Source organism: Isorropodon fossajaponicum endosymbiont JTNG4 (assembly GCF_016592615.1).
Classification (GTDB): Bacteria; Pseudomonadota; Gammaproteobacteria; order PS1; family Pseudothioglobaceae; genus Ruthia.
Genome location: NZ_AP013043.1, coordinates 332553 through 358117 on the forward strand (window position 1 = coordinate 332553; position 25565 = coordinate 358117).

General features: G+C 38.1%; 25 protein-coding genes and 1 pseudogene. 13 read left to right on the top strand and 13 right to left on the bottom strand.

Annotation, left to right across the window (positions count from 1 at the left end):
• Positions 1–28 precede the first annotated feature (28 nt).
• The 7 genes and pseudogenes from CVFO_RS01960 to CVFO_RS01990 all read right to left on the bottom strand — a co-directional run bounded on the left by CVFO_RS01960 (position 29) and on the right by CVFO_RS01990 (position 9178).
• The gene (locus tag CVFO_RS01960) at positions 29–556 is read right to left on the bottom strand and encodes a pentapeptide repeat-containing protein (protein ID WP_201339914.1); all 528 of its coding nucleotides are present in this window, start codon (positions 554–556) and stop codon (positions 29–31) included.
• A 57-nt stretch (positions 557–613) separates the two neighbouring features.
• Entirely contained in the window at positions 614–3199 is a 2586-nt protein-coding gene (gene gyrA / locus CVFO_RS01965; RefSeq protein WP_201339916.1) for a DNA gyrase subunit A, read from the bottom strand.
• Positions 3200–3326: 127 nt separating this feature from the next.
• Complete coding sequence (locus tag CVFO_RS01970) at positions 3327–4394, bottom strand: 3-deoxy-7-phosphoheptulonate synthase (RefSeq protein WP_201339917.1); 1068 nt, start codon at positions 4392–4394, stop codon at positions 3327–3329.
• The gene (folE2, locus tag CVFO_RS01975; RefSeq protein ID WP_201339919.1) at positions 4388–5182 is read right to left on the bottom strand and encodes a GTP cyclohydrolase FolE2; all 795 of its coding nucleotides are present in this window, start codon (positions 5180–5182) and stop codon (positions 4388–4390) included. Before folE2 ends, CVFO_RS01970 begins: the two co-directional genes overlap by 7 nt.
• Positions 5179–5556 (bottom strand): 6-carboxytetrahydropterin synthase QueD, encoded by a 378-nt coding sequence (queD, locus tag CVFO_RS01980; RefSeq protein WP_201340379.1) that lies wholly within the window; start codon positions 5554–5556, stop codon positions 5179–5181. The genes folE2 and queD overlap by 4 nt, the downstream gene beginning before the upstream one ends.
• Before the next feature lie 101 nt (positions 5557–5657).
• The gene (parC, locus tag CVFO_RS01985) at positions 5658–7895 is read right to left on the bottom strand and encodes a DNA topoisomerase IV subunit A (protein ID WP_201339921.1); all 2238 of its coding nucleotides are present in this window, start codon (positions 7893–7895) and stop codon (positions 5658–5660) included.
• 175 nt (positions 7896–8070) lie between these two features.
• Positions 8071–9178: pseudogene (locus CVFO_RS01990) on the bottom strand (IS3 family transposase).
• 173 nt (positions 9179–9351) lie between these two features.
• Here CVFO_RS01990 and CVFO_RS01995 point away from each other — a divergent pair.
• On the top strand, positions 9352–9588 hold the full coding sequence (locus CVFO_RS01995; RefSeq protein ID WP_201339922.1) for a hypothetical protein: 237 nt from the start codon (positions 9352–9354) through the stop codon (positions 9586–9588).
• A gap of 21 nt (positions 9589–9609) precedes the next feature.
• Here CVFO_RS01995 and CVFO_RS09390 read toward each other — a convergent pair whose 3' ends face one another.
• From CVFO_RS09390 to CVFO_RS02015, 5 genes are all read right to left on the bottom strand, one after another.
• Positions 9610–9912 (bottom strand): type II toxin-antitoxin system RelE/ParE family toxin, encoded by a 303-nt coding sequence (locus CVFO_RS09390; RefSeq protein WP_201339924.1) that lies wholly within the window; start codon positions 9910–9912, stop codon positions 9610–9612.
• A complete protein-coding gene (locus tag CVFO_RS02005) occupies positions 9906–10136 on the bottom strand; it encodes a ribbon-helix-helix domain-containing protein (protein WP_201339926.1) in 231 nt (76 codons plus the stop codon). The genes CVFO_RS09390 and CVFO_RS02005 overlap by 7 nt, the downstream gene beginning before the upstream one ends.
• Before the next feature lie 297 nt (positions 10137–10433).
• Complete coding sequence (locus tag CVFO_RS02010; protein ID WP_201339928.1) at positions 10434–10706, bottom strand: tyrosine-type recombinase/integrase; 273 nt, start codon at positions 10704–10706, stop codon at positions 10434–10436.
• A gap of 7 nt (positions 10707–10713) precedes the next feature.
• Entirely contained in the window at positions 10714–10839 is a 126-nt protein-coding gene (locus CVFO_RS09090) for a hypothetical protein (protein WP_281064409.1), read from the bottom strand.
• Positions 10840–10862: 23 nt separating this feature from the next.
• A complete protein-coding gene (locus tag CVFO_RS02015) occupies positions 10863–11228 on the bottom strand; it encodes a phage integrase central domain-containing protein (RefSeq protein WP_201339929.1) in 366 nt (121 codons plus the stop codon).
• A gap of 397 nt (positions 11229–11625) precedes the next feature.
• On the opposite strand from CVFO_RS02015, the gene tkt reads away from it, so the two are divergent.
• From tkt to ubiA, 12 genes are all read left to right on the top strand, one after another.
• Positions 11626–13611 (top strand): transketolase, encoded by a 1986-nt coding sequence (gene tkt, locus CVFO_RS02020; RefSeq protein ID WP_201339931.1) that lies wholly within the window; start codon positions 11626–11628, stop codon positions 13609–13611.
• Positions 13612–13718: 107 nt separating this feature from the next.
• Positions 13719–14714 carry a type I glyceraldehyde-3-phosphate dehydrogenase gene (gene gap, locus CVFO_RS02025; RefSeq protein WP_201339933.1) on the top strand — a complete coding sequence of 332 codons (996 nt, stop codon included), beginning with the start codon at positions 13719–13721 and terminating at the stop codon, positions 14712–14714.
• Positions 14715–14753: 39 nt separating this feature from the next.
• Positions 14754–15074, top strand: a complete 321-nt coding sequence (locus tag CVFO_RS02030; RefSeq protein WP_201339935.1) for a DUF302 domain-containing protein — start codon at positions 14754–14756, stop codon at positions 15072–15074.
• 72 nt (positions 15075–15146) lie between these two features.
• Positions 15147–16322 (top strand): phosphoglycerate kinase, encoded by a 1176-nt coding sequence (locus tag CVFO_RS02035; protein WP_201339937.1) that lies wholly within the window; start codon positions 15147–15149, stop codon positions 16320–16322.
• Complete coding sequence (gene pyk / locus CVFO_RS02040) at positions 16315–17757, top strand: pyruvate kinase (RefSeq protein ID WP_201339939.1); 1443 nt, start codon at positions 16315–16317, stop codon at positions 17755–17757. The genes CVFO_RS02035 and pyk overlap by 8 nt, the downstream gene beginning before the upstream one ends.
• Positions 17758–17828: 71 nt before the next feature.
• Entirely contained in the window at positions 17829–18890 is a 1062-nt protein-coding gene (fba, locus tag CVFO_RS02045; RefSeq protein ID WP_201339941.1) for a class II fructose-bisphosphate aldolase, read from the top strand.
• A 69-nt stretch (positions 18891–18959) separates the two neighbouring features.
• On the top strand, positions 18960–20828 hold the full coding sequence (gene mnmG, locus CVFO_RS02050; RefSeq protein WP_201340380.1) for a tRNA uridine-5-carboxymethylaminomethyl(34) synthesis enzyme MnmG: 1869 nt from the start codon (positions 18960–18962) through the stop codon (positions 20826–20828).
• Positions 20825–21436, top strand: a complete 612-nt coding sequence (gene rsmG / locus CVFO_RS02055) for a 16S rRNA (guanine(527)-N(7))-methyltransferase RsmG (RefSeq protein ID WP_201339943.1) — start codon at positions 20825–20827, stop codon at positions 21434–21436. Before mnmG ends, rsmG begins: the two co-directional genes overlap by 4 nt.
• Positions 21433–22233: an AsmA family protein gene (locus CVFO_RS02060; protein WP_201339945.1), complete on the top strand. Its 801-nt coding sequence runs from the start codon at positions 21433–21435 to the stop codon at positions 22231–22233. The genes rsmG and CVFO_RS02060 overlap by 4 nt, the downstream gene beginning before the upstream one ends.
• Before the next feature lie 6 nt (positions 22234–22239).
• Positions 22240–23010 carry a TatD family hydrolase gene (locus CVFO_RS02065; RefSeq protein WP_201339947.1) on the top strand — a complete coding sequence of 257 codons (771 nt, stop codon included), beginning with the start codon at positions 22240–22242 and terminating at the stop codon, positions 23008–23010.
• Positions 23007–23918, top strand: coding sequence for an RluA family pseudouridine synthase (locus CVFO_RS02070; RefSeq protein WP_201339949.1), 912 nt, complete (start codon positions 23007–23009; stop codon positions 23916–23918). Before CVFO_RS02065 ends, CVFO_RS02070 begins: the two co-directional genes overlap by 4 nt.
• Positions 23915–24784: a 4-hydroxybenzoate octaprenyltransferase gene (gene ubiA, locus CVFO_RS02075; RefSeq protein WP_201339951.1), complete on the top strand. Its 870-nt coding sequence runs from the start codon at positions 23915–23917 to the stop codon at positions 24782–24784. Before CVFO_RS02070 ends, ubiA begins: the two co-directional genes overlap by 4 nt.
• A gap of 31 nt (positions 24785–24815) precedes the next feature.
• On the opposite strand, the gene CVFO_RS02080 is transcribed toward ubiA, so the two are convergent.
• Positions 24816–25559, bottom strand: coding sequence for an ElyC/SanA/YdcF family protein (locus CVFO_RS02080; protein ID WP_201339953.1), 744 nt, complete (start codon positions 25557–25559; stop codon positions 24816–24818).
• Between the last annotated feature and the right edge of the window lie 6 nt (positions 25560–25565).

Sequence of the window (25565 nt, forward strand, 5' to 3'; positions counted from 1 at the left end):
ATTATTCAATTAACGTACGTCAGATTATTTAACTAATTAAATCTATACCTAGTGATTCTAGCAATCTAACTGCTTCATAACGGCAAAATTTTGCAGTTCTAATGATGTTATTATTTATATTGATATCATAATTAGTGGCTAAATTAAAATTTGCTTCTCGAAAATCAACATCATGTGCCTGACACGCTTCAATTGTAATTCCTGCTTGATTAAGCCCGTAAAACGAAGATGAGTTTATTAAGCATTTTTTAAACTGTAACTGAGACCCTAGGACTAACCCACGCCAGTAAGCTTTCGTCCAATCAATGCCCAACATCTTACATTCTTGAAACTCGACTTCTAAAAACTTGCTATTTATGGTGCTTAGAAGGCTAAGACTGCAGTTCACAAACTTGCAATTAGAAAACTTACAGTTTCTAACTATCGCCTCACTAAAATCACAAGAATTGAAAACACAGCAGTCAAACTCTTTTCCTGTTAGCTCTTTTCTAGACAAAGATATATTAGCAAATTCTTGGCTATAGAATTCTTCTTTACTGGTAATAACGTTTTCCAAAAAACCTCTATGATTAAATTTAATCAGGCATGTTTGATTTTATCAAGGAGGTTATTTTTAATACTGTTCTGCGTTATTTTCACTTTCAGATTCCTCGTCTTCTGTTTCAGCAATTTTTGCAATAGAGACTAATTTTTCACCTTTAGCGATATTAATCAAGGTAACGCCTTGGGTGTTGCGACCAATGATAGAAACATCAACCGCTCTAGCACGGACTAAAGTGCCTTTGTTGGAAATTAACATCATCTCATCTTCATCAGTGACCTGAATAGCGCCAACAACTTTGCCATTTCTATCTGAGGTTTTAATAGAAATAACACCTGAGCCACCTCGTGCTTGAGCACGGTATTCATTAAGATGTGTACGTTTGCCGAAGCCTTTTTCAGTTGCTGTTAGAATTGGACTGTCTTGATTAGCAACAATAAGAGACACCACTTTATCAGTATCTGCTAATTTAATACCACGTACGCCAATGGCTGTACGTCCTACGACACGTACAGCCGATTCTTTAAATCGAATGGATTTACCGTAGGCTGAAAATAGCATAATATCATGCTCACCTGAGGTGATTTCTACACCAACAAGTTGGTCGTTATCTCTTAATTCAATAGCAATAATACCACCTTTGCGTGGTTTTGAGAAGTTAGTGAGCGCTGTTTTTTTACACGTACCACTACTGGTTGTCATAAAGACAAAATGATTTTCATCAAACTCTGAAACTGGCAAAATAGCATTAATGACTTCTTCTTTTTCTAATGGTAATAAGTTAACAATTGGTTTGCCACGTGCTATGCGTGATGCCATTGGCAACTCATAAACCCTAAGCCAGTATACTTTTCCTAAGGATGAGAAACACAAAACTGTATCGTGAGAATTGGCGATAAATAACTGATCAACAAAATCTTCATCTTTTACTTTAGTAGCTGCTTTGCCTTTACCACCACGGCGCTGAGCTTGATAATCACTTAAAGATTGTGCTTTCACATAGCCACCATGAGACAAGGTGACCACGCGCTCTTCTTGGGCAATTAAATCCTCCAGCGTTAAGTCAATCTTGTGCTCTAAAATTTGCGTCATACGAGCATTAGCATAGTTACTTTGAATGTCTATTAACTCCTCACGGATAACTTGCATGAGTCTTTCAGGTGTTTGTAAAATATCCAATAGACGTTTAATACGCTCTAACAGTTCATTAAATTCATCAAAAATCTTGTCTTTTTCAAGCCCTGTTAAGCGATGAAGTTTTAAATCTAAGACGGCTTGTGCTTGTTTTTGTGATAATTGATAATCGCCATTCACTTGCAAACCTAACTCTGTTGGCAAATTTTCTGGCTTAAACATTGCCATGTCACGATCGCCAATCAACTCCTTAATCACTGAGCCTTGCCAAGTTTTAGCCATTAATGCCTCTTTTGCATCTGCTGGGTTTGAAGCAGATTTAATCAGTTCAATAATGTCATCAATATTATGTAATGCAACTGATAAGCCTTCTAATAAGTGCGCACGATTTCTGGCTTTGTTTAAATCAAAAATAGAGCGACGAGTCACCACATCACGTCTATGAGCAATGAATGCTTCTAGGATGCCTTTTAATGTCATTAACTTTGGCATGCCTTTGTCAATTGCCACCATGTTAATACCGAATACGGTTTGCATTTCAGTCAATTTATACAAATTATTAAGCATCACTTCTGGTACTTCGCCACGACGCAACTCAATCACCATGCGCATGCCGTCTTTATCAGACTCATCACGAAGCCCAGTGATACCATCAATGCGCTTATCTTTAACAAGTTCTGCAATTTTACCAATCAGTTTGGCTTTATTAACTTGATAAGGCAGCTCGGTCACAACAATACTTTGCTTGTCTTCACCTTCAGTATGGGATACTGAACGCAAGTAAATTTTGCCTTTGCCAGTCTCATAGGCTTGGCGAATACCACTTGCACCATTAATAATACCTGCTGTTGGAAAATCTGGACCTGGCATGATTTTTAACAATTCATCAATAGTGATGTCTTCATTATCAATGGTTTTCAAACAGACCTCAATCACTTCGCCCAAGTTGTGAGGCGGAATGTTAGTCGCCATGCCTACTGCAATGCCTGATGAGCCATTAGCCAAAAGGTTAGGTACACGAGTTGGTAGTACTGAAGGTTCTGATTCTGAGCCATCGTAATTTTCAATAAAGTCAACAGTGTCTTTTTCTAAATCTCGCAATAACTCATGTGAAAGTTTGGCCATACGAATTTCCGTATAACGCATAGCAGCAGCCGAATCACCATCAACTGAGCCAAAGTTGCCTTGACCATCGATTAAAATATTACGCATTGAGAATGGTTGCGCCATACGTACAATAGTGTCATACACAGCAGTATCACCATGTGGGTGATATTTACCAATCACATCACCAACAATACGGGCTGATTTTTTATAAGATTTATTGTAATCATTGCCCAAGACCTCCATGGCGTAAAGTACACGACGATGCACAGGTTTAAGTCCGTCTCGAACATCAGGTAATGCACGCCCAACAATAACACTCATTGCGTATTCCAAATAGGAATTGCGCATCTCGTCTTCAATGGTAACTATCGGGAAATTTGGCTCGAAATGGTTGGGATTTTCAGTATGCTCAGACATGATAAAAAGACTTGATTTAAATTGCCTTTTATTTTACCTAATTTGAGTACAGGTATTGATTTTGTTTCAAGCTAAAACCTTGTCTTTTGATAAACTCCATGAGAGGGTGAGGCTTTTTAGTTTAAAACTATGTATTTCTTGCTTGAACTGATGATGCTAGTACTTTAAGTAAATTTTCAGTATCTTGCCAACCAAGACAAGCGTCAGTAATACTAATGCCATATTTTAACGATTTTAACTCATCTACCGCTTGAGCGCCTTCATTGATATTGGACTCAATCATCACCCCAAAAATCTCATCTGAACCTGAACTCACTTGCTTGGCAATCTCATCACCTACTAGCAACTGGTTTTTAAACTTTTTCTCACTATTGGCATGGGAAAAATCAACCATAACCCTACCTAATAAACCATCTTTTATTAATTGCTTGGCGGCATTGTCAACATTTTCTTTGCTATAGTTAGGTCCATAGGTAGCGCCACGAAGGATAATGTGGCAATTTGGATTGCCAGTTGTGGTGTAACGATTTGTCAAGCCTTTTTTGCTAATTGACCAAAACATGTGTGAATTTGAAGCCGATACAATCGCATCAATGGCAATTTGGATGTTGCCATTTGTGCCATTTTTAAAACCCACTGGACAAGACAGACCAGATGCTAATTCTCGGTGCGTTTGGCTTTCGGTTGTTCGTGCACCAATTGCCCCCCATGAAATCAAATCAGAGATGTATTGCGGGGTGATTAAATCAAGATATTCTGTTGCACTTGGCATGCCCATTTTTGACAAATCTAGCAGCAAACTTCGAGCCAAATCAAAGCCTTTTTCCATATCAAAACTGTTGTCTAAATCAGGGTCATAAATCAGCCCTTTCCAGCCAATTGTGGTACGTGGTTTTTCAAAATAAACACGCATAACAATAAATAAATCTTGACTTAATTCTTGCTTTATCTTTAACAATCGTTGCGCATAATCTCTAGCAGCTTTTGGGTCATGAATGGAACAAGGCCCAACCACAACTAATAAACGCTTACCCTTGCCAGAAATGATATCGGCAATGGTTTTTCTTGAGTGGATAATAAAATCAGACTGTGACTTTTTGACTGGATATTTTTTAATAAAGCCTATTGGCGGGGTAATAGATTCTGCCTTGGTGATGCGAATGTTACTAATTTTATTTAAGATTTTTTTTAGCATTTTTGATTTTCAATAAGTGCATAAGCTGAATGGTTATGAATCGATTCAAAATTTTCCGATTCAAGACGATAATAACTAATTTTATCATCTGCATTTAAATCGACTGCAATACCACGTACTAAGTCCTCAACAAATGCAGGGTTATCATACGCTCTTTCAGTCACCACTTTCTCATCATCGCGCTTAAGAATGGCATAAAGTTCGCACGAAGCTTTACGTTCAGCCAAATCAATCAAATCTTCAATATGCAACGTTTTACCTTTGGCCGCTTTAGCCTTAATGGTAATGTGCGAGCGTTGATTATGCGCCCCATATTTAGAAATACTTTTTGAACAAGGACATAGACTGGTCACAGGCACCACGACTTTCATCATCACTTGCACCTCGCCTTTATTTAACGTGCCGTATAAAGTCACTTGATAATCCATGATTGACTCAACGCCTGAAGATGGGGCTTTTTTCTTCCTAAAGAAAGGAAAATTAAGCGTAATGTGTGCAGTATCCGATTCAAGTCTTTCTTTTACTTTATTAATAATTTTATCGAAATTATGTGCACTAAATTCACAAGGACCTTCGTTTAAAATCTCAATAAAGCGTGACATATGCGTACCTTTAACATGCTCTGGTAAAGATACTGTCATGGTAAAAATACCTATTGTAGGCATTTTATTGCCATCGCAATCAATATAAGTAATAGGATGGGTAATGTCTTTAATACCTACTTTATCAATGATAATTTGACGAGTATCGGCACTATTTTGTGTATCAGGTAAATGAGTTGCGCTCATAAGTCTCCTTGGGAATAAGTCACAGATGCTCTAGGCGTTTCCCAAATGGTCACTTCCTTGACCTTGACATCATTAGTATTAATTAGTTGCCCCACTTCATCAAAAAAATACTTAGCAATATTTTCTGCGGTAGGATTGAGTTTATCAAAAGGCGCTATCTCATTCAAATATTGATGATCTAGGCGCTTTACAACAACCTTGGTTTGTTTTTTAATTTCTCGAAAATCAATAGCAATACCATTACTGTTTAATTTTCTAGTAACAACCATCATTTCAATTTGCCAGTTATGACCATGCAGGCGTGAACAATCACCTGGATAATCCCTGAGTGAATGAGCTGATGCGAAATCGGTAACAATTTTTAGGACGAACATTTTCGGAAAAACTGGTAAAAACATTGATTATACCTACGACCTGCTAAAAATTACCCCCTGAATTGATGGGTAGATTATTGGCTTATCTAAAATATTTTGATTTAATCAATTGCTTCAATGGAAGAGACATTTTGATAGCCTTTAGGTAAAAGGTTACCACGACACGCTCTGGCACTTATGTAATTACTCAAATCTTGAAACTTGATGGTCAAATGACGCTTGCCTGCAATGACTTTCAAATGTTGAGTTTCTAGCAAAATACAGACACTCATCACAAACTCTTGTCTAGCCTTGACATCTTTAGTAGGGATTTGAATAAGTTTATTACCTTTACCTTTAGATAATATTGGCAATTCAGATATTGGAAATACCAATAATCGCCCACGATTTGTTGCCAGTGCAATAAATTGATTATCTAGATCATCCACATTAATAATCTTCATCACTTGTGCGCCTTTAGGCAGAGAAAGGGATGCTTTTCCTGCTTGTCTTGAAGATAACAAATCACCAATAGTAGCAATAAAACCATACCCTGCATCAGAAGCCAATAGGATATTTTGACTCGCCTTGCCCATCACCACATCAACAAATTGCGCCTCTGAAGGTGGACTTAGTTTACCTGTTAATGGCTCACCTTGCCCTCGCGCACTGGGTAGTGAATTAGCCAGTAGTGAATATGACCTACCTGTTGAGTCAATAAAAATTGCAGGTTTGTTGCTTTTGCCTTTCACACTGGTTAAATAACCATCGCCTGCTTTATAATTAAGCGTTGTTGGGTCAATATCATAACCTTTAGCACTTCGCACCCAGCCTTTATCGCTGAGCACGACAGTGACATTTTCAGCAGGTGCCAAATCATCCTCACTAAAGGCTTGAGCCGTATTTACATTGCTTTTAATGTTAGATCTACGCTCATCACCAAACTTTTTAATAATGGTTTTTAGTTCTTTTTTAATCAAGGTTTTAAGGCGCAAGTCACTTGAAAGTAGCAGTTCTAATTTTTCTTTCTCTAATGCCAAGTCTTGTTGCTCGGCTTGAATTTTAACTTCTTCTAATTTTACAAGATGGCGCAATTTTAGCTCTAAAATTGCCTCTGCTTGAATATCGCTCAATTTAAAATGATCGATTAATACTGGTTTAGGCTTATCATGCTCACGAATAATGGCAATCACTTCATCAATATTTAAAAAAGCAATGAGCAAGCCTTCTAAAATATGCAAACGCGCAAGAATTTTATCAAGGCGATAGGTTAAACGATTAGTCACAACTTGCATTCTGTAGCTTAACCATTCTTTAAGCATTGGAATGAGTGGCAGAACGCTTGGCTTGCCGTTTAAACCAATTACATTCATATTAACACGGTAGCTTTTTTCAAGTTCAGTTGTGGCAAATAAGTGTAGCATTAATGCATCTGCGTTGACTCGATTAGAGCGTGGAACAATAACAATACGCGTTGGGTTTTCATGATCCGACTCATCTCGAATATCATCCACCAAAGGTAGTTTTTTCGCGCGCATTTGTGCTGCAATTTGGGTGATTACCTTGGCACCAGAAGTTTGAAAAGGCAACGCTTCAATTACAATATTGCCTTTTTCTTTTTGATAAATAGCACGCATCTTAACCGACCCATGACCTGTTTCATAAATTTGCCTAAGATCTGTAGGTGAGGATACAATGTCAGCATCGGTAGGATAATCAGGTGCTCGAATAATTTGCATGATGTCGTCTAAATCCATAGATGGCTTGTCCAATAGTGCAATACAAGCACTCACCACTTCGGTCAAGTTATGCGGTGGCACATCCGTTGCCATGCCCACAGCAATACCTGAGGTACCATTTAGTAATAAGTTGGGTACTTGTGCAGGCAGATTTTTAGGTTCTTGAAGCGAGCCATCAAAATTATCTACCCAATTAACCGTGCCTTGATTAATTTCGCTGAGCAATAAATCTGCATAACGAGAAAGCTTACTTTCGGTATAACGCATCGCTGCAAATGATTTAGGGTCATCTGGTGCGCCCCAGTTCCCTTGCCCGTCAATAAACGGATAACGATAAGAGAATGGCTGCGCCATTAGTACCATCGCCTCATAGCAAGCACTGTCGCCATGCGGATGAAATTTACCAAGCACATCGCCCACCGTACGGGCTGATTTTTTAAACTTTGCTGTAGATTTCAGACCAAGCTCACTCATTGCATAAACAATACGCCTTTGAACTGGTTTTAAGCCATCGCCAACAAAAGGCAATGCGCGATCAAGAATAACATACATCGAATAATCAAGATAAGCACGCTCACTAAACTCGGCGACACTTTGTTGTTCAAGACTAATCTGATTCATTGATGATGTTAAGAATGGCTAAAATTAGACTGTATTTTAATTCAACTCTGTAGCCAAAAGGATAAAATTAAAAGTGGTTTTATGGCATCTAGGTAAGTTCTTATGTGGTGTGTTACTATTGAACATATCAAAGACAATTGACACTTTGCAATGCTCTAACCTACTTGGACACATTTCAAGCCGCTTTTTTCAATTCAGCCATCTTTTGAGCAGGTGTTAAATACCCAATCGCTGAATGAATCCTTTTGTAATTATACAAGTAGATATAACCCTCTACATTTTGCACGACTTCACTATGATTTGCAAAACTTTGATAATTTAATCTCTCAGTCTTCAGACTTCTAAAGAAACGCTCCATGACCGCATTATCCCAACAATTACCTCGCCTGCTCATGCTTTGAGTAATGTTGTTCTTGTTGCAATAATCAATAAAAACTTTAGAAGAGTATTGAGTCCCTTGATCAGAGTGGAACATGTGTTTATTTGTATTGGGCTGGTGTCTAGACACCAGCATTACTAAGCGCATCCTTTGCCAACTGAGCATTAGGCTGTTTTGACAATGCCCAACCAACAACTTGTCTTGAGCCTAAATCCAACACACTGGCTAAATAACTCCCACCTTGATAGGTTTTGATATAGGTAATATCACCAACCCAATGCGTATTAATTGATTGCTGCTCAAACACACGATTTAATAGGTTTTTTGCCTTTTTAAACATCAATCTAGTATTAGGGTAATAATGACGCTTTCTTGGGCGTATGGCAACTACATTGGCTTTTTTCATTAGCGTTGCAGTTTGGTAAATACCAATGTTATAACCTTGGTTATTCAAAACTACTCGCATTCTGCGTTTGCCATAGGTGTATCCAACTTCAATAGCAGTTTGTTTGATTAATTTAATCATAGCGTTGGTGTTGTTGTTTACTCGCTTATCTTTGACTTGATAGTAATAACTACTGCGAGGAAGTTTGAGTAATGCTCATAATTCTTTAGTATTGTATTGTTGGCAAGCCTTGTTTATCTTGATAATCATATCACTTGGTGATTGTCCACAGCGAACAAGGCTGTTGCCTTTTTTAAGATTTCATTGTCCCTTTGTGCGCGCCAAAGTTGTTTCTCAAGCAGTTGTATTGTTTGTTGTTCAGAAGTCAGCGCTTTGCCTGACTCTGGTGTTTGTCCACCAAGCTCTGCTAGGTATTGTTTTCTCCATCTGCTAACTGCTGAGGAGCAAGCTCCTGATATTATCATGATTTTTTTTATTGGTGTAATTCTCATGCACCATGAGTTTGGCATAATCTAGTGTTTCCCCCTCAAGGGGGTATTGAACAGAATGTTCAACGGTAAAAGTCACTCGTTGTTTTCTTGATTTATATTGTGTCATTACTGACCTCCTTATGGTTTGTATTATAAGGCTATCTTTGTGTCCAATAAAATTAGACTATTGCAGTATGGTATGTGCTATTTCAGGTTGTTGTGGGTAATTCGCTAACTTTAGAGACTCGTGAGGTGTTCTATACTCCAGCTCATTATACGGGTTTGTGGGATATGCGATTAAATCTTAGGAAATCTGAGAGTTTAATTACTAAACACCAACAAACTAATAAGCCAAAAATTGACGAGCTGATACTGCCTGATGACAATATCATTGATATTGGTAAAAGTGCAGATATTCAGCTTGGTTTTGATTTTTAGTGCTATTTGTTTCAGTTAAAATCACAAACCTTTCAAAGTCATATTTTTCAGTAGTGCGGAGTTTAGTATATGCAATATATTCGCTCTTTTCCCATTACCTGACAACCTGTAATAAATATTGTACCTCTTAAATGCATAGCGTCTTATTCCTTTGGGTTCGTTGTATATAGGGCAAAATAGTGGAAATTCTGAAATTATATTTATACTACTTGTTAAGAGCTCCACACTAAAACTTTCAGCTCTTTGTAGGTTGTCTTGTGCAATATATTCTTTGAATATATCTAGGTCTTTTCTCGCCTTGCGAGAAATATGAACTTCTACCATTGTGAAATAGGTTTAGCAAGTACCTCTTCAATATTATCGTGTCTTAATTCCATAAAACGACCAGCTTCAATATCGGCTATTCCCTCATTGATGCCCTCATTAATTTTGTGCCTTACTAAAGCTTCTAGAGCCTCATAAACAAGGTCTTCTGCTGATTGGTAACTACCAGTAGAAACCTGTTCTTGCACCATTTCAGCTACAGAGCCATGTAGTGTTATTGTCATAATTTTTACCTTACAAATTAATTATAATCACTATATCAAATCCACGGATAAGTCAATAACAAATATAAGGTATCTAAGAGATTTTCAATTTATCCAAATAATCAGTATACCACTGCATTAATTCTACCCTTTCAGGTAAATATTCAGCACGATTATAAGCTCCACGCACTTTATTTCGTTCTTGATGGGCAAGTTGTTTTTCAATCACATCGGATTTGAAATTATGCTCATTTTAAAATAGTTGATGCCATGGCTCTAAAGCCGTGCATCACCATTTTGCCAATATATTTGCCATTATTAATGTTTGCGAATGGCTTTGTTAAGACCCTCAGGACACATGGCTCTATTGCTGTCTTTGTCATTTGGGAATATGTAGTCGCTACGTCCTGTAGTGGGTTTGAGTTTTAATAGTAGTTCTTTTACTTGTGTTGATATTGGGATTAAGTGGTCTCTTTTCATTTTCATAAACTCAGCAGAAATAATCCACTGGTTTTTATCAAAATCAATCCATTCCCATTTTGAGTTTGTTAACTCGCCGGTTCTTATAAAAATATATGGGATGATTTGCAAGCCATACTTAACTTTTTTTGCCGTGATAATCTGAAATGGCTTTTAGAAGTTCAGCTATTTTTTCTTTATCAGTTAATGTTGGCATATGTTTGTTGATAGATGTTTTTAGCGTTCCCCTGTAATCTGCTGTCATGTCTCTTGTGCAGTATCCCTTGGCTACACCGTAACGAAATACCATAGAAGCACAGTTATGGCCCTATTGCTAGTTTCAATAAGCCCCTCCTCTTGGATGTTTTCCATGATGTTAAACAGCATTGGTGGTTCAATTTTTTTGGCTGGTAATTTGCCAATTTTAGGAAAGAGATAATTATTTAGTCTACCTAATACTTTGTTGTCTTTGTATATGCCAGTTTTCTGTTTTTTATCATGCCATTCAAGTACCACTTCTTTAAATGTTCTATCAGAAGTAAGTTTTACTTTCTCACTAAATTTATATGTGGATGGATTAATGCCTTTATCAATCAAATCTAGGTATTGCCGATGTTTTGCTTTTGCTTTTTTGATTTCAAATTCTGTTGCCATGATGTTTTATCTGCTGGTAATTTTTGATATTTTACTGGTATATCATTAAAAAATGTATACTAAATTGTATACCACTTTTTATGAAAATCAGTAAAACTTTATGAAACGATTTGAAACAAACTATTGTTGTAAGTTATTGAAAATAAGGTGTTATTTACAGTAAACTGAACAATTATGAAACAGGATAAAACATAGGTTCTGTGGCACCTATAACCACCATATAATATCAATGTTTTAACACGTATTTTTTTGTCTATCATATAAGACTAGCCTCATAATTGAGTCAGTTGTTCCTATTGTGTGATCACTTTTTGTTATAAAACAATCATTTGGGAGTGTCTTGATTGAAGGGTGGTTTTTACGTATAATTATTCAGTTTTTGTTCAAGGAATTTTATATGCCATCACGCAGAGATTTAGCAAATGCCATTCGTGCTCTAAGCATGGACGCAGTTCAAAAGGCAAATTCAGGTCATCCAGGTGCACCAATGGGTATGGCAGATATTGCACAAGTACTTTGGAATGATCATTTGAAGTACAACCCAACACACGCTAAATGGGCTGACCGCGACCGTTTTGTGTTATCAAACGGGCATGGCTCGATGCTGATTTATTCATTGCTACATTTATCAGGTTATGACCTTAGCATGGAGGATATTAAAAATTTTCGTCAATTGCATGCCAAAACCGCAGGTCATCCTGAATATGGTTATGCAGATGGTATTGAGACAACAACAGGTCCATTAGGACAAGGTCTTACCAATGCAGTTGGCATGGCAATTGCCGAGCGTACATTAGGGGCACAGTTTAACAAGCCAGGTCATGATATTGTTGACCACAATACCTATGTATTTATGGGTGATGGTTGTTTAATGGAAGGCTTGTCTCATGAATCTTGCGCTATGGCAGGCACGTTGGGGCTTGGCAAATTGGTTGCGTTTTGGGACGATAATGACATCTCTATTGATGGCCATATTTCTGATTGGATGGAAAAAGATGTAGCAGGTCGTTTTGAGTCTTATGGTTGGCATGTTGTTCGTGATGTTGATGGTCATGATGCTGACGCAATTAATGTAGCTATTAATGCAGCCAAAGCTGAAACCGCTAAACCTTCACTTATTTGTACACGCACAACCATTGGTTTTGGTTCGCCTAATTTATGTGGCACGCATAATTGTCATGGCGCGCCATTGGGTGATGATGAAATTGCAGCAACTCGCAAAGAATTGGGTTGGGATTCTGCACCATTTGAAATCCCTGCAGATATTTATGCAGGTTGGGACCATAAAGAAAAAGGTGCTACTGATGAATCAGCTTGGGATGTTAAATTTGCAGCTTATAAGGCTGGGTTTCCGGCAGATGCTGCTGAGTTTGAGCGTCGCATGTCGGGTGATTTGCCTGCTGATTTTGCAGTTGAAATGGATAAATTTATTGCTAAAACGCAAGAAGAGATGCCAAACATTGCTTCTCGTCAAGCCTCTCAACGTGCGATTGAGGCCATGGGCCCTTTACTACCAGAAATGTTTGGTGGCTCTGCTGATTTGACTGGCTCTAACCTAACTAATTGGTCAGGCACTGTAAAAGTCAATGCACAAAATGCAAATGGTAATTATCTTTCATGGGGCGTTCGTGAATTTGGTATGGCGCACATGATGAATGGCATGGTGCTTCATGGTGGTTTTAAGGTTTATGGCGCAACCTTCTTTATGTTTATGGAATTTATGCGTAATGCGTTACGCATGTCCGCACTAATGAAAATTGGCACAATTTATGTTTATACCCATGATTCTATCGGTCTGGGTGAAGATGGCCCTACGCATCAGCCAGTTGAGCAGTTGGCAACCATGCGTATGATTCCTAATTTCCAGTCTTGGAGAGGATGCGATGCAGTGGAATCAGCAGTGTCTTGGAAAATGGCGATGCTTAGAGGCAATGCACCAACAGGATTGGTTTTTTCACGCCAAACTTTAACAGCAATGGCGCGAACTTCTGAGCAAGTGGCTAATATTGAAAAAGGCGGTTATGTCCTTAAAGATTGTGAAGGTGCGGCTGATATTATTTTTATTACAACGGGTTCTGAAGTGGGCTTGGCAATTGAAGCAGCAGCAGCAATGGATGTCAAGGTACGCGTCGTTTCAATGCCTTGTACAAATGCTTATGATGATCAAGATCAGGCTTATAAAGACTCAGTTTTGACACCAGGTGTTAAGCGCCTTGCAATTGAGGCAGGTGTTGGTGATGGATGGTACAAATACGTAGGTCTAGATGGTGATGTGGTTTGTATGACAACCTTCGGTGAGTCTGCGCCAGCGGATCAATTATTTAAAGCATTTGGTTTTACAACAGATAACGTTATTGCAAAAGCGAAAGCCGTTATTGGTTAAATAATGAATTTAAACACGGTGAGAGTTACTGATAATTTTTTTAGTGTTTTTAATGAGATTTATGCCCAAATGGCATAATGTAATGAAGTAAAAAAGGGAGTGAGAAAATGGTAATAAAAATAGGTATTAATGGTTTTGGTCGTATTGGTCGTATGGTATTTCGTGCCATTGCAAAGGATTTTCCAGAACTAGAAGTAGTCGGCATTAACGACTTATTAGACAATGATTACTTAGCATATATGCTTAAGTATGATACAGCCCACGGTCGTTTTAACGGTGATATTGCAGTTGATGGTGATAATTTTGTCATCAATGGCAAAAAAATTCGCTTGTCAGCTGAACGCAATCCTGCTGATCTTGCGTGGGGTGATATTGATGTAGATGTGGCCATTGACTGTACTGGTTTTTTCTTAACTGAAGAATCTTGCCAGGCACACATTGATGCAGGTGCAAAAAAAGTGGTTCAATCAGCACCTTCTAAAGACGATACACCAATGTTTGTCTATGGTGTAAATCACATCAAATATGCAGGTCAAGCCATTATTTCAGCAGCGTCTTGCACCACCAATTGTCTTGCGCCAATCGCTAAAGTGATTAATGATAATTGGGGATTAAAGCGTGGTCTAATGACGACAGTTCATGCATCAACAGCAACACAAAAAACGGTTGATGGTCCTTCAATGAAAGATTGGAGAGGTGGTCGTGCGGTGTTTGAGAATATCATTCCTTCATCAACAGGTGCTGCTAAAGCAGTCGGCGTTGTATTGCCAGAGCTTAATGGCAAATTAACAGGTATGGCATTTCGTATTCCATCGGTTGATGTTTCAGTGGTTGATTTAACTTGCGAGTTGAACAAGAGTGCCACTTATGAGCAAATTTGTGATGCTATGAAAGAGGCATCAGAAGGCTCAATGAAAGGCACATTGGCCTACACTGAAGACTTAGTTGTATCAAGTGATTTCCGTGGTTTTAGCGCTTCTTCAATTTTTGATTCTGGTGCAGGCATTGCACTGGATGATACGTTTGTTAAAGTTGTGTCTTGGTATGATAACGAGTATGGTTATACTTGTAATATGCTTCGTTTAGTTGAGCATGTTGCTTAAACTATTAAAAATACGGCTCGTGATACGAGTCGTGCTTTTATGTCAAATTTATATATTAAAAGCTCACAACTTAGTGTTGGTGAGGTAATTGAAAAACTCAAGCAGGCCGTTATAGACAACCAATTTGGCATTTTGCATGTTTTTGACATTAAACAAACATTGGCAGAAGAATGCCACATATTCGAAGTTTGTAATCCAAAAATTGCAAAAGATATTCTTGGAAAGGGTATTAATTTAGCCATAATGTTGCCGTGTCGAATTTCGGTATATACTCAGGATAATGTTACTAAAGTTGGATTGGCATTACCCTCTAAGCAGATTTCTCAACTGTCAAATGCTAATGGGGGCTATTGTCATTAGTTGAGCCTGTTGAAAAAAGCCTGATTAAAATTGTTAATCAGGCTATTGCATAAATTAAGTAGGAGAATTATTATGTCAGTTATTAATTTATCAGATTTGGATTTAAGTTCAAAGCGAGTGTTAATTCGTCAAGACCTTAATGTCCCAATTTCTAATGGGGTTGTTACCAGTGATAAGCGTATTAAAGCTTCTCTGCCAACCATTGAAATGGCTTTAAAACAAGGTGCTAAAGTCATGCTAATGTCACACCGTGGGCGTCCAATTGAAGGCGAGCCAAGTGATGAATTTAGCCTACAACCTGTTGCTGATCGTTTGAGTGAATTGTTAAACATTACAGTACGTTTAGAAAAAGATTGGTTAGATGGTGTTCAAATGAACGATGGTGAAGTGGTACTTTGTGAAAACGTACGCTTTAATGCTGGTGAAATGGCTAATGACGATAACTTATCTAAGCGTATGGCTTTGATGTGTGATATTTTTGCGATGGACGCATTTGGTACTGCGCATCGCGCTCAGGCGTCTACTCATGGTGTTGCTAAATATGCACCCATTGCTTGTTCAGGTCCATTATTATCGGGTGAGCTTGATGCGCTTGGCAAGGCATTAGATAACCCTAAGCGTCCAATGGTTGCGATTGTTGGTGGCTCTAAAGTTTCAACAAAATTGACCGTACTTGAGTCTTTATCCAAAATAGTGGATCAGCTGGTTGTAGGTGGTGGTATTGCCAATACCTTTATTGCGGCTCAGGGTTTTAATGTGGGCAAATCTTTGTGTGAACATGATTTTATTCTAACGGCTAAAAAACTCATGGAAGATTGTGAAATTCTAGTGCCAACAGACGTAGTTTGTGGCAAGGAGTTTTCAGAAACTGCTGAGGCACAGGCCAAAGCATCTACCGATGTTGCTGATGATGATATGATTTTTGATATTGGACCTGAGTCTGCTAAGCAGTTAGCTGAAATTATGAAAAATGCAGGTACGATTGTGTGGAACGGCCCAGTTGGGGTGTTTGAATTTGATCAATTTGCTGGTGGTACCAAGACATTGGGTAAGGCAATTGCTGAATCTGATGCATTTTCAATTGCTGGTGGTGGTGATACATTGGCAGCTGTTGATAAATACGGTATTGAAGACAAAATAAGCTATATTTCAACAGGTGGCGGTGCATTTTTAGAGTTTTTAGAGGGCAAAACATTGCCAGCAGTAGAAATTTTAGAACAAAGGACTGCGGGTGTAGATTTTGCCTAGAAGAACTAAAATATTAATCACACTTGGTCCTGCAACAGATAAAGAGGGTGTATTAACCCGTATTCTTGGAGCAGGTGTTAATGTTGTGCGCATTAATTTCTCACACGGTTCAGAGGAAGAGCATTTAAACAGAGTGAAGGCAGTACGCGATTGGGCGCAAGCCAACCAGACTTATGTGGGTGTTTTGATGGATCTTCAAGGCCCTAAAATCCGCATTGCTGCTTTCAAAGATGGCATGAAAATCCAATTGAGTAATGGCGACGCCTTTGTACTTGATGCTGATTTGGATGAGAATTCAGGTAATAAGCATTCGGTGGGTATTGCGTATAAAAAATTACCACAAGAGGTGCAGATTGGTAATGTCTTATTATTGGATGATGGAAAAATAGTACTAGAGGTTACTAGCATTAAAGACAATAAAATTAATACCATTGTGACACAAGGCGGTATTTTGTCAGATAAAAAAGGCATTAACCTTCGTGGCGGTGGCTTGTCTGCTAATGCATTGACTGAAAAAGATAAAAAAGATATCCTAATTGCAGCAAAAGCTAAAGCAGATTATGTGGCCTTATCATTTCCAGTTAGTGGCGATGATGTTCGTGAAACTAAGCAATTATTAGAACAAGCGGGTTGTAATGCCGGTGTAATTTCAAAAATTGAACGTGCCGAGTCTTTGGTAGAGGATGTTATTTTAGATATCATCAAAGAGTCGGTAGGCATTATGGTAGCACGTGGCGATTTGGGTGTTGAAATTGGTGATGCACAATTACCTGCACAACAAAAACGCTTAATTAAGTTGGCCAGATCAAATAATCGAATTGTTATTACTGCAACACAAATGTTGGAATCAATGATTATCAGTCCAACCCCAACTCGTGCTGAGGTTTTTGATGTTGCTAACGCAGTATTAGATGGTACTGATGCAGTAATGCTTTCAGCTGAAACAGCGGTAGGTGATTTTCCTGAAAATGCTGTTAAAACTATGCATGATGTTTGTATTGAAGCTGAAAAAAACCCCATTGCTAAAATATCCCATCATCGTCTTGATGAAACCTTTACTTATATTGACGAAACCATTGCTATGAGTGCAATGTATGCTGCTAATCATATAGGTGCTAGGGTGATTGCAACCCTAACAGAGAGTGGTAAAACTGCCATATGGATGTCAAGAATTAGTTCAGGTATTCCTATTGTAGCGATGTCTGATAAAGTATCAACTTTGCAAAAAGCTACCCTCTATAGAGGGGTTCATCCTTGTTTTTTATCAACTAGAAAAGATTGGGCAGAGATAAACAAGGCTGTTATCAAGCGTTTACAAGTTGGCGATTTTGTTGATGATGGCGATACTGTTATACTAACCAAGGGTACGTATACAGATAAGTCTGGCGGTACAAATCTGATGAAAATTTTGACAGTGGGTGATTTAGAGTATTAAAATAAGAGTAAAAAAGCGTAACTATTAAATAGAAAAATGCTAAACTTTAACGACTTAAAAAGGAGAAAAATATGTTAATTTCATTAAGAGAACTATTAGACCACGCAGCAGAGAATGGCTATGGTATGCCAGCATTCAATGTTAACAATATGGAGCAAGTCCATGCTATTATGCGAGCTGCAGATAAAACCAACAGCCCTGTTATTATGCAAGGTTCTGCTGGTGCAAGGGACTATGCAGGCGAGCCATTTTTACGCCATTTAATTTTAGCAGCAACCGAAATGTATCCACACATTCCAGTGGTTATGCACCAAGACCATGGCTCTGAGCCATCTGTTTGTCTGCGCTCAATTCAATCAGGTTTTTCATCAGTGATGATGGATGGTTCATTAGAAGCAGACATGAAAACACCGGCTTCATTTGAATATAATGTTAATGTGACTGCTGAAGTTGTGAAAATGGCACACGCAGGTGGTGTTTCCGTTGAAGGTGAGTTAGGTTGTTTAGGTTCATTAGAAACTGGTATGATGGGCGAAGAAGATGGTCATGGTGCTGAAGGTAAGTTAGATTTAGATATGTTGCTAACCTCAGTTGAAGAAGCCGCTAATTTTGTTAAGGTAACTGATGTTGATGCATTAGCCATTGCTATTGGTACCTCGCACGGCGCTTATAAGTTTACTCAAGAGCCAACAGGCGATGTGTTGCGCATTGACAGAATTAAAGAAATCCATGCACGTATTCCAGATACGCATTTAGTGATGCACGGCTCTTCTTCAGTGCCACAAGACTGGTTAAAAATTATTAACGATTTTGGTGGTGACATGGGTCAAACTTATGGCGTCCCTGTGGAAGAGATTCAAGAAGGCATAAAACACGGTGTACGTAAAGTTAATATTGATACTGATTTACGCATGGCGTCAACAGGAGCGGTTCGCAGACACTTGGTTGAAAATACATCAAATTTTGATCCGCGTAAATTTTTAAAAGAAGCAACCAATGCAATGAGTGATATTTGTGCAGCACGTTTTGAAGCGTTTGGCTCAGCGGGCAATGCAGATAAAATCAAAGTTTCTTCATTAGACACTATGGGTCAAAGATACTTCTCTGGTGAATTGGACGCCCAAGTTAAGTAGACGCTTAGCAAGCAAGAATCAAAAAAAGCTCGTTTAAACGGGTCTTTTTTTGATTCTTGAGTCATGAACATGGGGCAAACTAAACACTATTCAGTGATTGTCATTGGTGGCGGTCATGCTGGCACAGAGGCGGCACTTGCGAGTGCTCGTATGGGTGTTAGTACGTTGCTTATTTCTCATAATATTGAAACGCTTGGGCAAATGAGCTGTAATCCTGCAATTGGCGGGATTGGTAAGGGGCATTTGGTTAAGGAAATTGATGCGATGGGCGGTGTTATGGCACACGCGATTGACAAATCTGGGATACAATTTCGCACGTTGAATGCTTCAAAAGGTCCTGCAGTGCGTGCGACTCGTGCGCAAGCTGATCGTATTTTGTATAAAGCACAGATTCATTATGCTTTAGAAAATCAAGATAACCTATCTTTATTTCAGCAGGCGGTTGATGATTTAATCATGGAGCATGATCAAATTAAAGGCGTGGTAACTCAGATGGGGCTTGCCTTTATGGCGGATAAGGTTATTTTAACATCAGGTACTTTTTTTGGCGGTGTTATCCATATTGGACAGTGTAATTTTCAAGGCGGTCGTGCAGGTGATGCGCCATCAAACGCCTTGTCAAGAAAATTGCGCTCTTACGATTTGGGCGTTAGTCGACTAAAAACGGGCACACCACCAAGACTGGACGGTAGAACATTGGACTATTCTCTCATGCAGGTACAACCAGGAGACACGCCACTACCGACATTTTCATTCATAGGTGTTAAAGAAGACCATCCAAGGCAAATCCCTTGCTATATCACGCATACTAACGAAAAAACCCATGATTTTATTCGCAACGGATTAAAAGACTCACCCATGTTTACTGGTAATATCGAAGGTGTTGGCCCCAGATATTGCCCGTCAATTGAAGATAAGGTGGTGCGCTTTAGTGAACGTGATTCACATCAAATTTTTGTTGAGCCTGAAGGACTAACCACCAATGAGGTTTACCCAAATGGGGTGTCTACATCGTTGTCTTATGAAATACAATTAGATTTTATTCATTCAATTAAGGGTTTTGAAAATGCTCAAATCATACGTCCAGGCTATGCGATTGAATATGATTTTTTTGACCCAAGAGGGCTGAAGCAAACACTAGAAGTTAAGAAAATTTCAGGGCTATACTTCGCCGGGCAAATTAATGGCACTACAGGCTATGAAGAAGCAGCAGCCCAAGGGTTGTTGGCAGGTGTTAATGCGGCATGTGCTATATTAGAAAAAGACGCTTGGTTACCAAAACGTGATGAGTCTTATATTGGCGTTATGGTGGATGATTTGATTACTAAAGGCACTAATGAGCCTTATCGAATGTTTACTTCACGCGCTGAATATCGACTTCTATTAAGAGAGGATAATGCAGATGAGCGCCTTACGCCCAAGGCTAAAGAGCTTGGGTTGATTAGTGAGGCGCGTTGGCAGTCTTTTCAAGTTAAATATGAGGCTATCGTACAAGAAAAAAATCGTCTTAAAAATACTTGGATACAAGCGAGGGACACTCAAGCTGGCGTAGTTTTAAATCAAAATTTAAACCATGAATATTCTTTACTTGAGCTGCTTAAACGGCCTAAGGTTGATTATCAAACATTAAGCCAAATCGAATCTGGCAAACCGTTTTTAACGGATGCTACTTTAATTAATGCGGTTGAAAATCAAATCAAATATGCCGGTTACATTAAGCGCCAATTAGAGGAAATTGAAAAATACCGCAAGAATGAAAATACAGCACTATCTGCAGAGATAGATTATGACTCAATTAAAGCACTCTCTGCTGAGGTCAGACAAAAACTTGAACTGCACAAGCCAGAGACCATTGGTCAAGCAAGCCGTATCCAAGGTGTCACCCCTGCTTCTATTTCCATTTTGTTGGTTTATTTAAAAACGTATCAGTCAAAATGAGTTCTGAAGCGTTGTTAATAGAAGGTGCCAGCTTGATGGGTATTAAGCTTGAAAGTGAACAAATCAGCAAATTGATGAACTATCTTGAGTTGATTATTAAATGGAATAAGACTTACAACCTAAGCGCCATCAGAACCATAGAGCAAGGCGTTTACAAGCACTTATTAGATAGCTTATCAGTCATTACGTATATTAAAGATAAGCCCTTATTAGATGTCGGTTCTGGTGCGGGTCTACCAGGTATCGTGATTAGTATTATGAGACCTGAGCTTTCAGTTACTGTGCTTGATACAGTTGGTAAAAAATGTTGTTTTATGCAATTTGTCAAAACCCAACTACAATTGAAAAATCTTAATGTGATTAATAATAGAGTAGAAACTTATCAAGTTGAGTTTCGCTTTGGACAGATTATTTCAAGAGCCTTTTCAGAGGTTGAAAAAATATTGAAATTGACACAACATTTATTATGCGATAATGGCGAATACTTGCTGATGAAAGCAGCGAGCTTTCAACAAGAGACATTGCCTTACGGTATAAACATTCAGCCGTTATGCGTTCCAGGAGTCTTGGGCAGGCGATATTTATTAATTCTTAGGAGAGAAAAATGAAAAAAATAGGGTATTTTCTAATAGGTTTGATTATTGTTTTAGCGCTTATTATGACGTTTGCATTTGACCCAATGGGTAAAAAATATGCACAACAATATGCACAAAATTTACTCAAAACACCGGTAACCATTAGCCAATTTAGCAGTAGTTTTTTAGATAAACGTCTAAATATTGATTTTATTGAAGTGCAGAATCCACCAAATTTCAACAATAAAGATGTCTTTTCTTTAGACCACTTTGTATTAAAAATAAGTGATGAAACCACCTCAGATTTGATTGTCATTGATGAGCTATCTTTTGATGGAATGCATTTTGTTTTGGAACAAAATAAAGCCAATGTGAATTTAGTTACACTAATTGATAACTTAGATAAAGCGAGTAGTGACACTACTTTATCTTCATATGAAAAGACCCAAAGTGCTGGCAATAAAAGAATTAAAATTAATCAATTTAATGTCATTAATACCACATTAAAAATTGACACAAAGTGGCTTAAAGAAACCATCAAAGTGCCCAATATTAATCTTCAAAAATTCGGTGGTGGTAATGGTATTGCACTTAGTCAAGTTGGTCAAGAATTGATGACAGTTGTGCTTAAAAATCTAAAAGGCGCTTTAGAGAAAAAAGGCATTGAACTGGGTAAGAAAGAAATTAAAGAGACCTTAATGCGTAAATTGGGGGTGGATAATATTAAAGAAAAATTTAACTTAGATAAAATTAAAGACTCATTGAATTTTGGTGGCACAGAAGAGCTAAAAAACAAAGCCAAAGATTTATTTAAGCAACTTGGTTTTTAATTAATTGTGCAAATAGTTGACTCGCATTGTCATCTTGATAGGGTAGATTTATCCGCTTTTGGTGGTAGTGTTGAGCGTATGCTTGTTCACGCTAAAGAATTATCGGTAACGCAATTTTTATGTGTGTGTATTGATTTAGAGCATTTTGATGAGGTGCTTTCTTTAGCGAAAAACCATTCGCAAATTTACGGCTCAGTTGGCGTGCATCCTTGTGAACTAGAGGGTAAAGATCCAAGTGTGAAAGAATTATTAGCATTGTCAGAACATGACAAAATTATTGCTATTGGTGAAACTGGCTTGGATTATTTCCATGTTGAAAAAGACACGGCTGACTGGCAAAGAGATCGTTTTAGGCGGCATATTAAAGCCTCAAACCAATCAGGCAAGCCGATGATTATTCATACACGTAACGCCAAAGAAGACACCATTGCAATTATGCAAGCTGAAAAAGCTGAACAGGGCGTTATGCATTGCTTTTCTGAGGACTGGGAAACTGCTAAGGCAGCATTGGATTTAGGTTTTTTTATTTCTTTTTCTGGCATTGTTACCTTTAAAAGTGCTAAAGATTTACGTGAAGTGGCAAAAAAAGTACCCAGCGATAGATTGCTAGTTGAGACTGATTCACCTTATTTAACGCCTGTACCTTATAGAGGCAAGCCTAATTCACCAGCTTATAGCTATTATGTTGCTGAAAAGTTAGCTGAAATTCGTAGCGTGAGTATTAATGATATTGCCAATACAACCACAAATAATTTTGAACAACTTTTCTTAGCGTGAGCGTGAGTTTTCAAACGGTTGATGAATTTTCAGAGGGTCAACGCCTGGATAATTATTTGCTTAAAACACTTAAAGGCGTTCCCAAATCACACATCTACCGGGTTATTCGCAAAGGTGAGGTGCGCGTTAATAAAGGCAGAAAAAAAGCGGACTATAAACTCATTTTGGATGATGTTGTGCGTATTCCGCCAATTAAAGTGTCTGTCACTAATTCTGTATATACCTCAGATAGCTTAAAAAAATTATTAATCGATGCTAAGTTGTATGAGGACAAGGGTTTGCTTATTATCAACAAGCCAAGTGGCTTGGCAGTACATAGTGGCTCTGGGGTTGATGTTGGTGTTATTGAAGCGCTTAGGCAAATGTATAAAGAGCCCATTGAATTGGTACACCGATTAGATCGCGCCACTTCTGGGGTGCTTTTAATTGCTAAAAAGCGTAACGTTTTAAAAAATTTGCACGAGCAACTCAGTCAGCACACTGTTGAAAAACGCTATACAGCCTTGGTTAAGGGAGTCTGGTCAAAAAAGCGTCATACTATTGATGCACCACTTTATCAAAACTCAAGATACGTTGTGGTGGATGCTAAGGGTAAATATGCAGTTAGTCATTTTCAGCCACTTAAAAATTTTTCTGCTGGGGATTTTTCTGCTTCATTGGTTGAGGTTAGTATTGAAACTGGACGCACTCACCAAATCCGCGTGCACGCAAAGTATGCTGGACATGCACTGGCTTGTGATGACAAATATGGGGACAAAGAATTTGACAGGCAAGTTAAATTCAAAGGCTTAAAAAGATTATTCCTACATGCACATCAGCTTATCTTCACCAATCCATTAACCAATGATATTCAGAAAGTGAATGTATCTTTGCCAGTCGAACTGGAAGAATTTTTAGCTAAACTATGAGCTCGCAGCCCAAGACTACTTCCTTCGGGGCATATTTGCGCCTGATGCGTTTAGATAAGCCAATTGGTATTTATTTATTATTATGGTCAACATTGTGGGCGTTGTTTTTGGCAGCAGAAGGCGTACCTGATCTAAAATTATTATTGATTTTTGTTTTGGGCGTTGTTTTAATGCGATCAGCAGGTTGTGTGATTAATGACTATGCAGACAGACACATTGATAAACTCATAGAACGCACCAAACACAGACCCATTACTTCAGGTGAGATTAATCATAAATCTGCGCTTAAATTGTTTGTGTTACTAATTATGCTGGCATTTGTATTGGTACTATTAACCAATTGGCTAACCGTTCAACTTGCGATGATTACAGCACTATTAACAATTTTGTATCCATTCACTAAGCGTTGGACTAACTTGCCACAGTTTGTATTAGGTTTGGCATTTTCTATGAGTGTGCCAATGGCTTTTTCAGCAACCCTTAATACCATGCCAATTACTATTTGGTATGTATTTGCAGCAACGATAATTTGGACGGTAATCTATGACACGATGTACGCCATGGCTGATCGAGAAGAAGATTTAAAAATTGGGGTCAAATCAACTGCTATTTTATTTGCTAAATTTGACCGATTAATCATCGGAATTCTGCAAATTGGATTGTTGTTAATTCTAATAAAAATGTCAGATGTTTTCAATCTAACTATCCTTTATGACATTTCATTAGTCTTGGTTGCATTGTTAATGATTTATCATCAATTTCTTATTAGAAATCGCAAGAAGAACGACTGTTTTCACGGATTTTTACATAATAATTATATAGGCATGGTCATTTTTGCAGGCATTGCACTATCTGTTGCTTTATAAGTATTTTGGCGTATTAAAATACTTTATTTTCTTAATGAATTAGATAATGCCAAGCAATGCCCAAGAACTCGTGAATGGCAATTTCTGATTTTTTAAAAGCGCCAATAGTTGGTTGAGTAAGCCATGCTTGATTCTTCCCATGAAAATCTGTGGGCGCAGCAATTGGGTTCATGCCCATATTTTTGAATAGTGTCATGGCCCTAGGCATATGTGATGCTGAAGTAACAAGCGCAAAAGACTTGTCATTAATAATTGATTTAGCAAGTACTGCCTCTTCTTGAGTGTCTTTTGGTTGCCCATTAATGATTATACTTTGATGACTAATGCCCGCAACTTTGGAAATTTTTGCATTGGTTATGAGGTTGCTTGACCCCTCATAACCAGTAAAAATCATCTTTAAATTGGGATTATTGATGGCCTTAAAGATGCGAACACCCTCTATGGTTCTTTTTAAGCTAGCATTGCTGATTTGGCTAGACAATGGCCGGTTAGTATTATCATAATGGTCAGCACCTAAAACATGGATATATTCAATGTTGTTATTGTTAAGGTTGTATTTTTGGTAAGTGTTTTCTAGTGGTATTATTAAATTATTAGCAACTGGTGGGTAGCTAAAAAATAGCAACAAGAAGACAGAAATACTTAGAAGCACCCTAGCCTTTGTATAACTAGACCGATATAAGAAATACAAGCCAACAAGTGCTAAGGCTAGTATTAACCCTAATGGCTCAACAAAAAAAGTAATGAACTTTTTTGCTAAGAAAAGAAGTGTCATTTGCTT

Excerpts from the sequence above, each read along its gene's own strand:
- queD (WP_201340379.1), bottom strand. The coding sequence starts at position 5,556 with ATGTTCGTCCTAAAAATTGTTACCGATTTCGCATCAGCTCATTCACTC.
- CVFO_RS02080 (WP_201339953.1), bottom strand. The coding sequence starts at position 25,559 with ATGACACTTCTTTTCTTAGCAAAAAAGTTCATTACTTTTTTTGTTGAG.
- CVFO_RS02035 (WP_201339937.1), top strand. The coding sequence starts at position 15,147 with ATGTCAGTTATTAATTTATCAGATTTGGATTTAAGTTCAAAGCGAGTG.
- gyrA (WP_201339916.1), bottom strand. The coding sequence starts at position 3,199 with ATGTCTGAGCATACTGAAAATCCCAACCATTTCGAGCCAAATTTCCCG.
- tkt (WP_201339931.1), top strand. The coding sequence starts at position 11,626 with ATGCCATCACGCAGAGATTTAGCAAATGCCATTCGTGCTCTAAGCATG.
- CVFO_RS09390 (WP_201339924.1), bottom strand. The coding sequence starts at position 9,912 with ATGGTAGAAGTTCATATTTCTCGCAAGGCGAGAAAAGACCTAGATATA.
- ubiA (WP_201339951.1), top strand. The coding sequence starts at position 23,915 with ATGAGCTCGCAGCCCAAGACTACTTCCTTCGGGGCATATTTGCGCCTG.
- CVFO_RS01970 (WP_201339917.1), bottom strand. The coding sequence starts at position 4,394 with ATGCTAAAAAAAATCTTAAATAAAATTAGTAACATTCGCATCACCAAG.
- parC (WP_201339921.1), bottom strand. The coding sequence starts at position 7,895 with ATGAATCAGATTAGTCTTGAACAACAAAGTGTCGCCGAGTTTAGTGAG.
- CVFO_RS02060 (WP_201339945.1), top strand. The coding sequence starts at position 21,433 with ATGAAAAAAATAGGGTATTTTCTAATAGGTTTGATTATTGTTTTAGCG.
- rsmG (WP_201339943.1), top strand. The coding sequence starts at position 20,825 with ATGAGTTCTGAAGCGTTGTTAATAGAAGGTGCCAGCTTGATGGGTATT.
- mnmG (WP_201340380.1), top strand. The coding sequence starts at position 18,960 with ATGGGGCAAACTAAACACTATTCAGTGATTGTCATTGGTGGCGGTCAT.
- CVFO_RS02015 (WP_201339929.1), bottom strand. The coding sequence starts at position 11,228 with ATGGCAACAGAATTTGAAATCAAAAAAGCAAAAGCAAAACATCGGCAA.
- CVFO_RS02030 (WP_201339935.1), top strand. The coding sequence starts at position 14,754 with ATGTCAAATTTATATATTAAAAGCTCACAACTTAGTGTTGGTGAGGTA.
- fba (WP_201339941.1), top strand. The coding sequence starts at position 17,829 with ATGTTAATTTCATTAAGAGAACTATTAGACCACGCAGCAGAGAATGGC.
- folE2 (WP_201339919.1), bottom strand. The coding sequence starts at position 5,182 with ATGAGCGCAACTCATTTACCTGATACACAAAATAGTGCCGATACTCGT.
- CVFO_RS02005 (WP_201339926.1), bottom strand. The coding sequence starts at position 10,136 with ATGACAATAACACTACATGGCTCTGTAGCTGAAATGGTGCAAGAACAG.
- gap (WP_201339933.1), top strand. The coding sequence starts at position 13,719 with ATGGTAATAAAAATAGGTATTAATGGTTTTGGTCGTATTGGTCGTATG.
- CVFO_RS09090 (WP_281064409.1), bottom strand. The coding sequence starts at position 10,839 with ATGACAGCAGATTACAGGGGAACGCTAAAAACATCTATCAACAAACAT.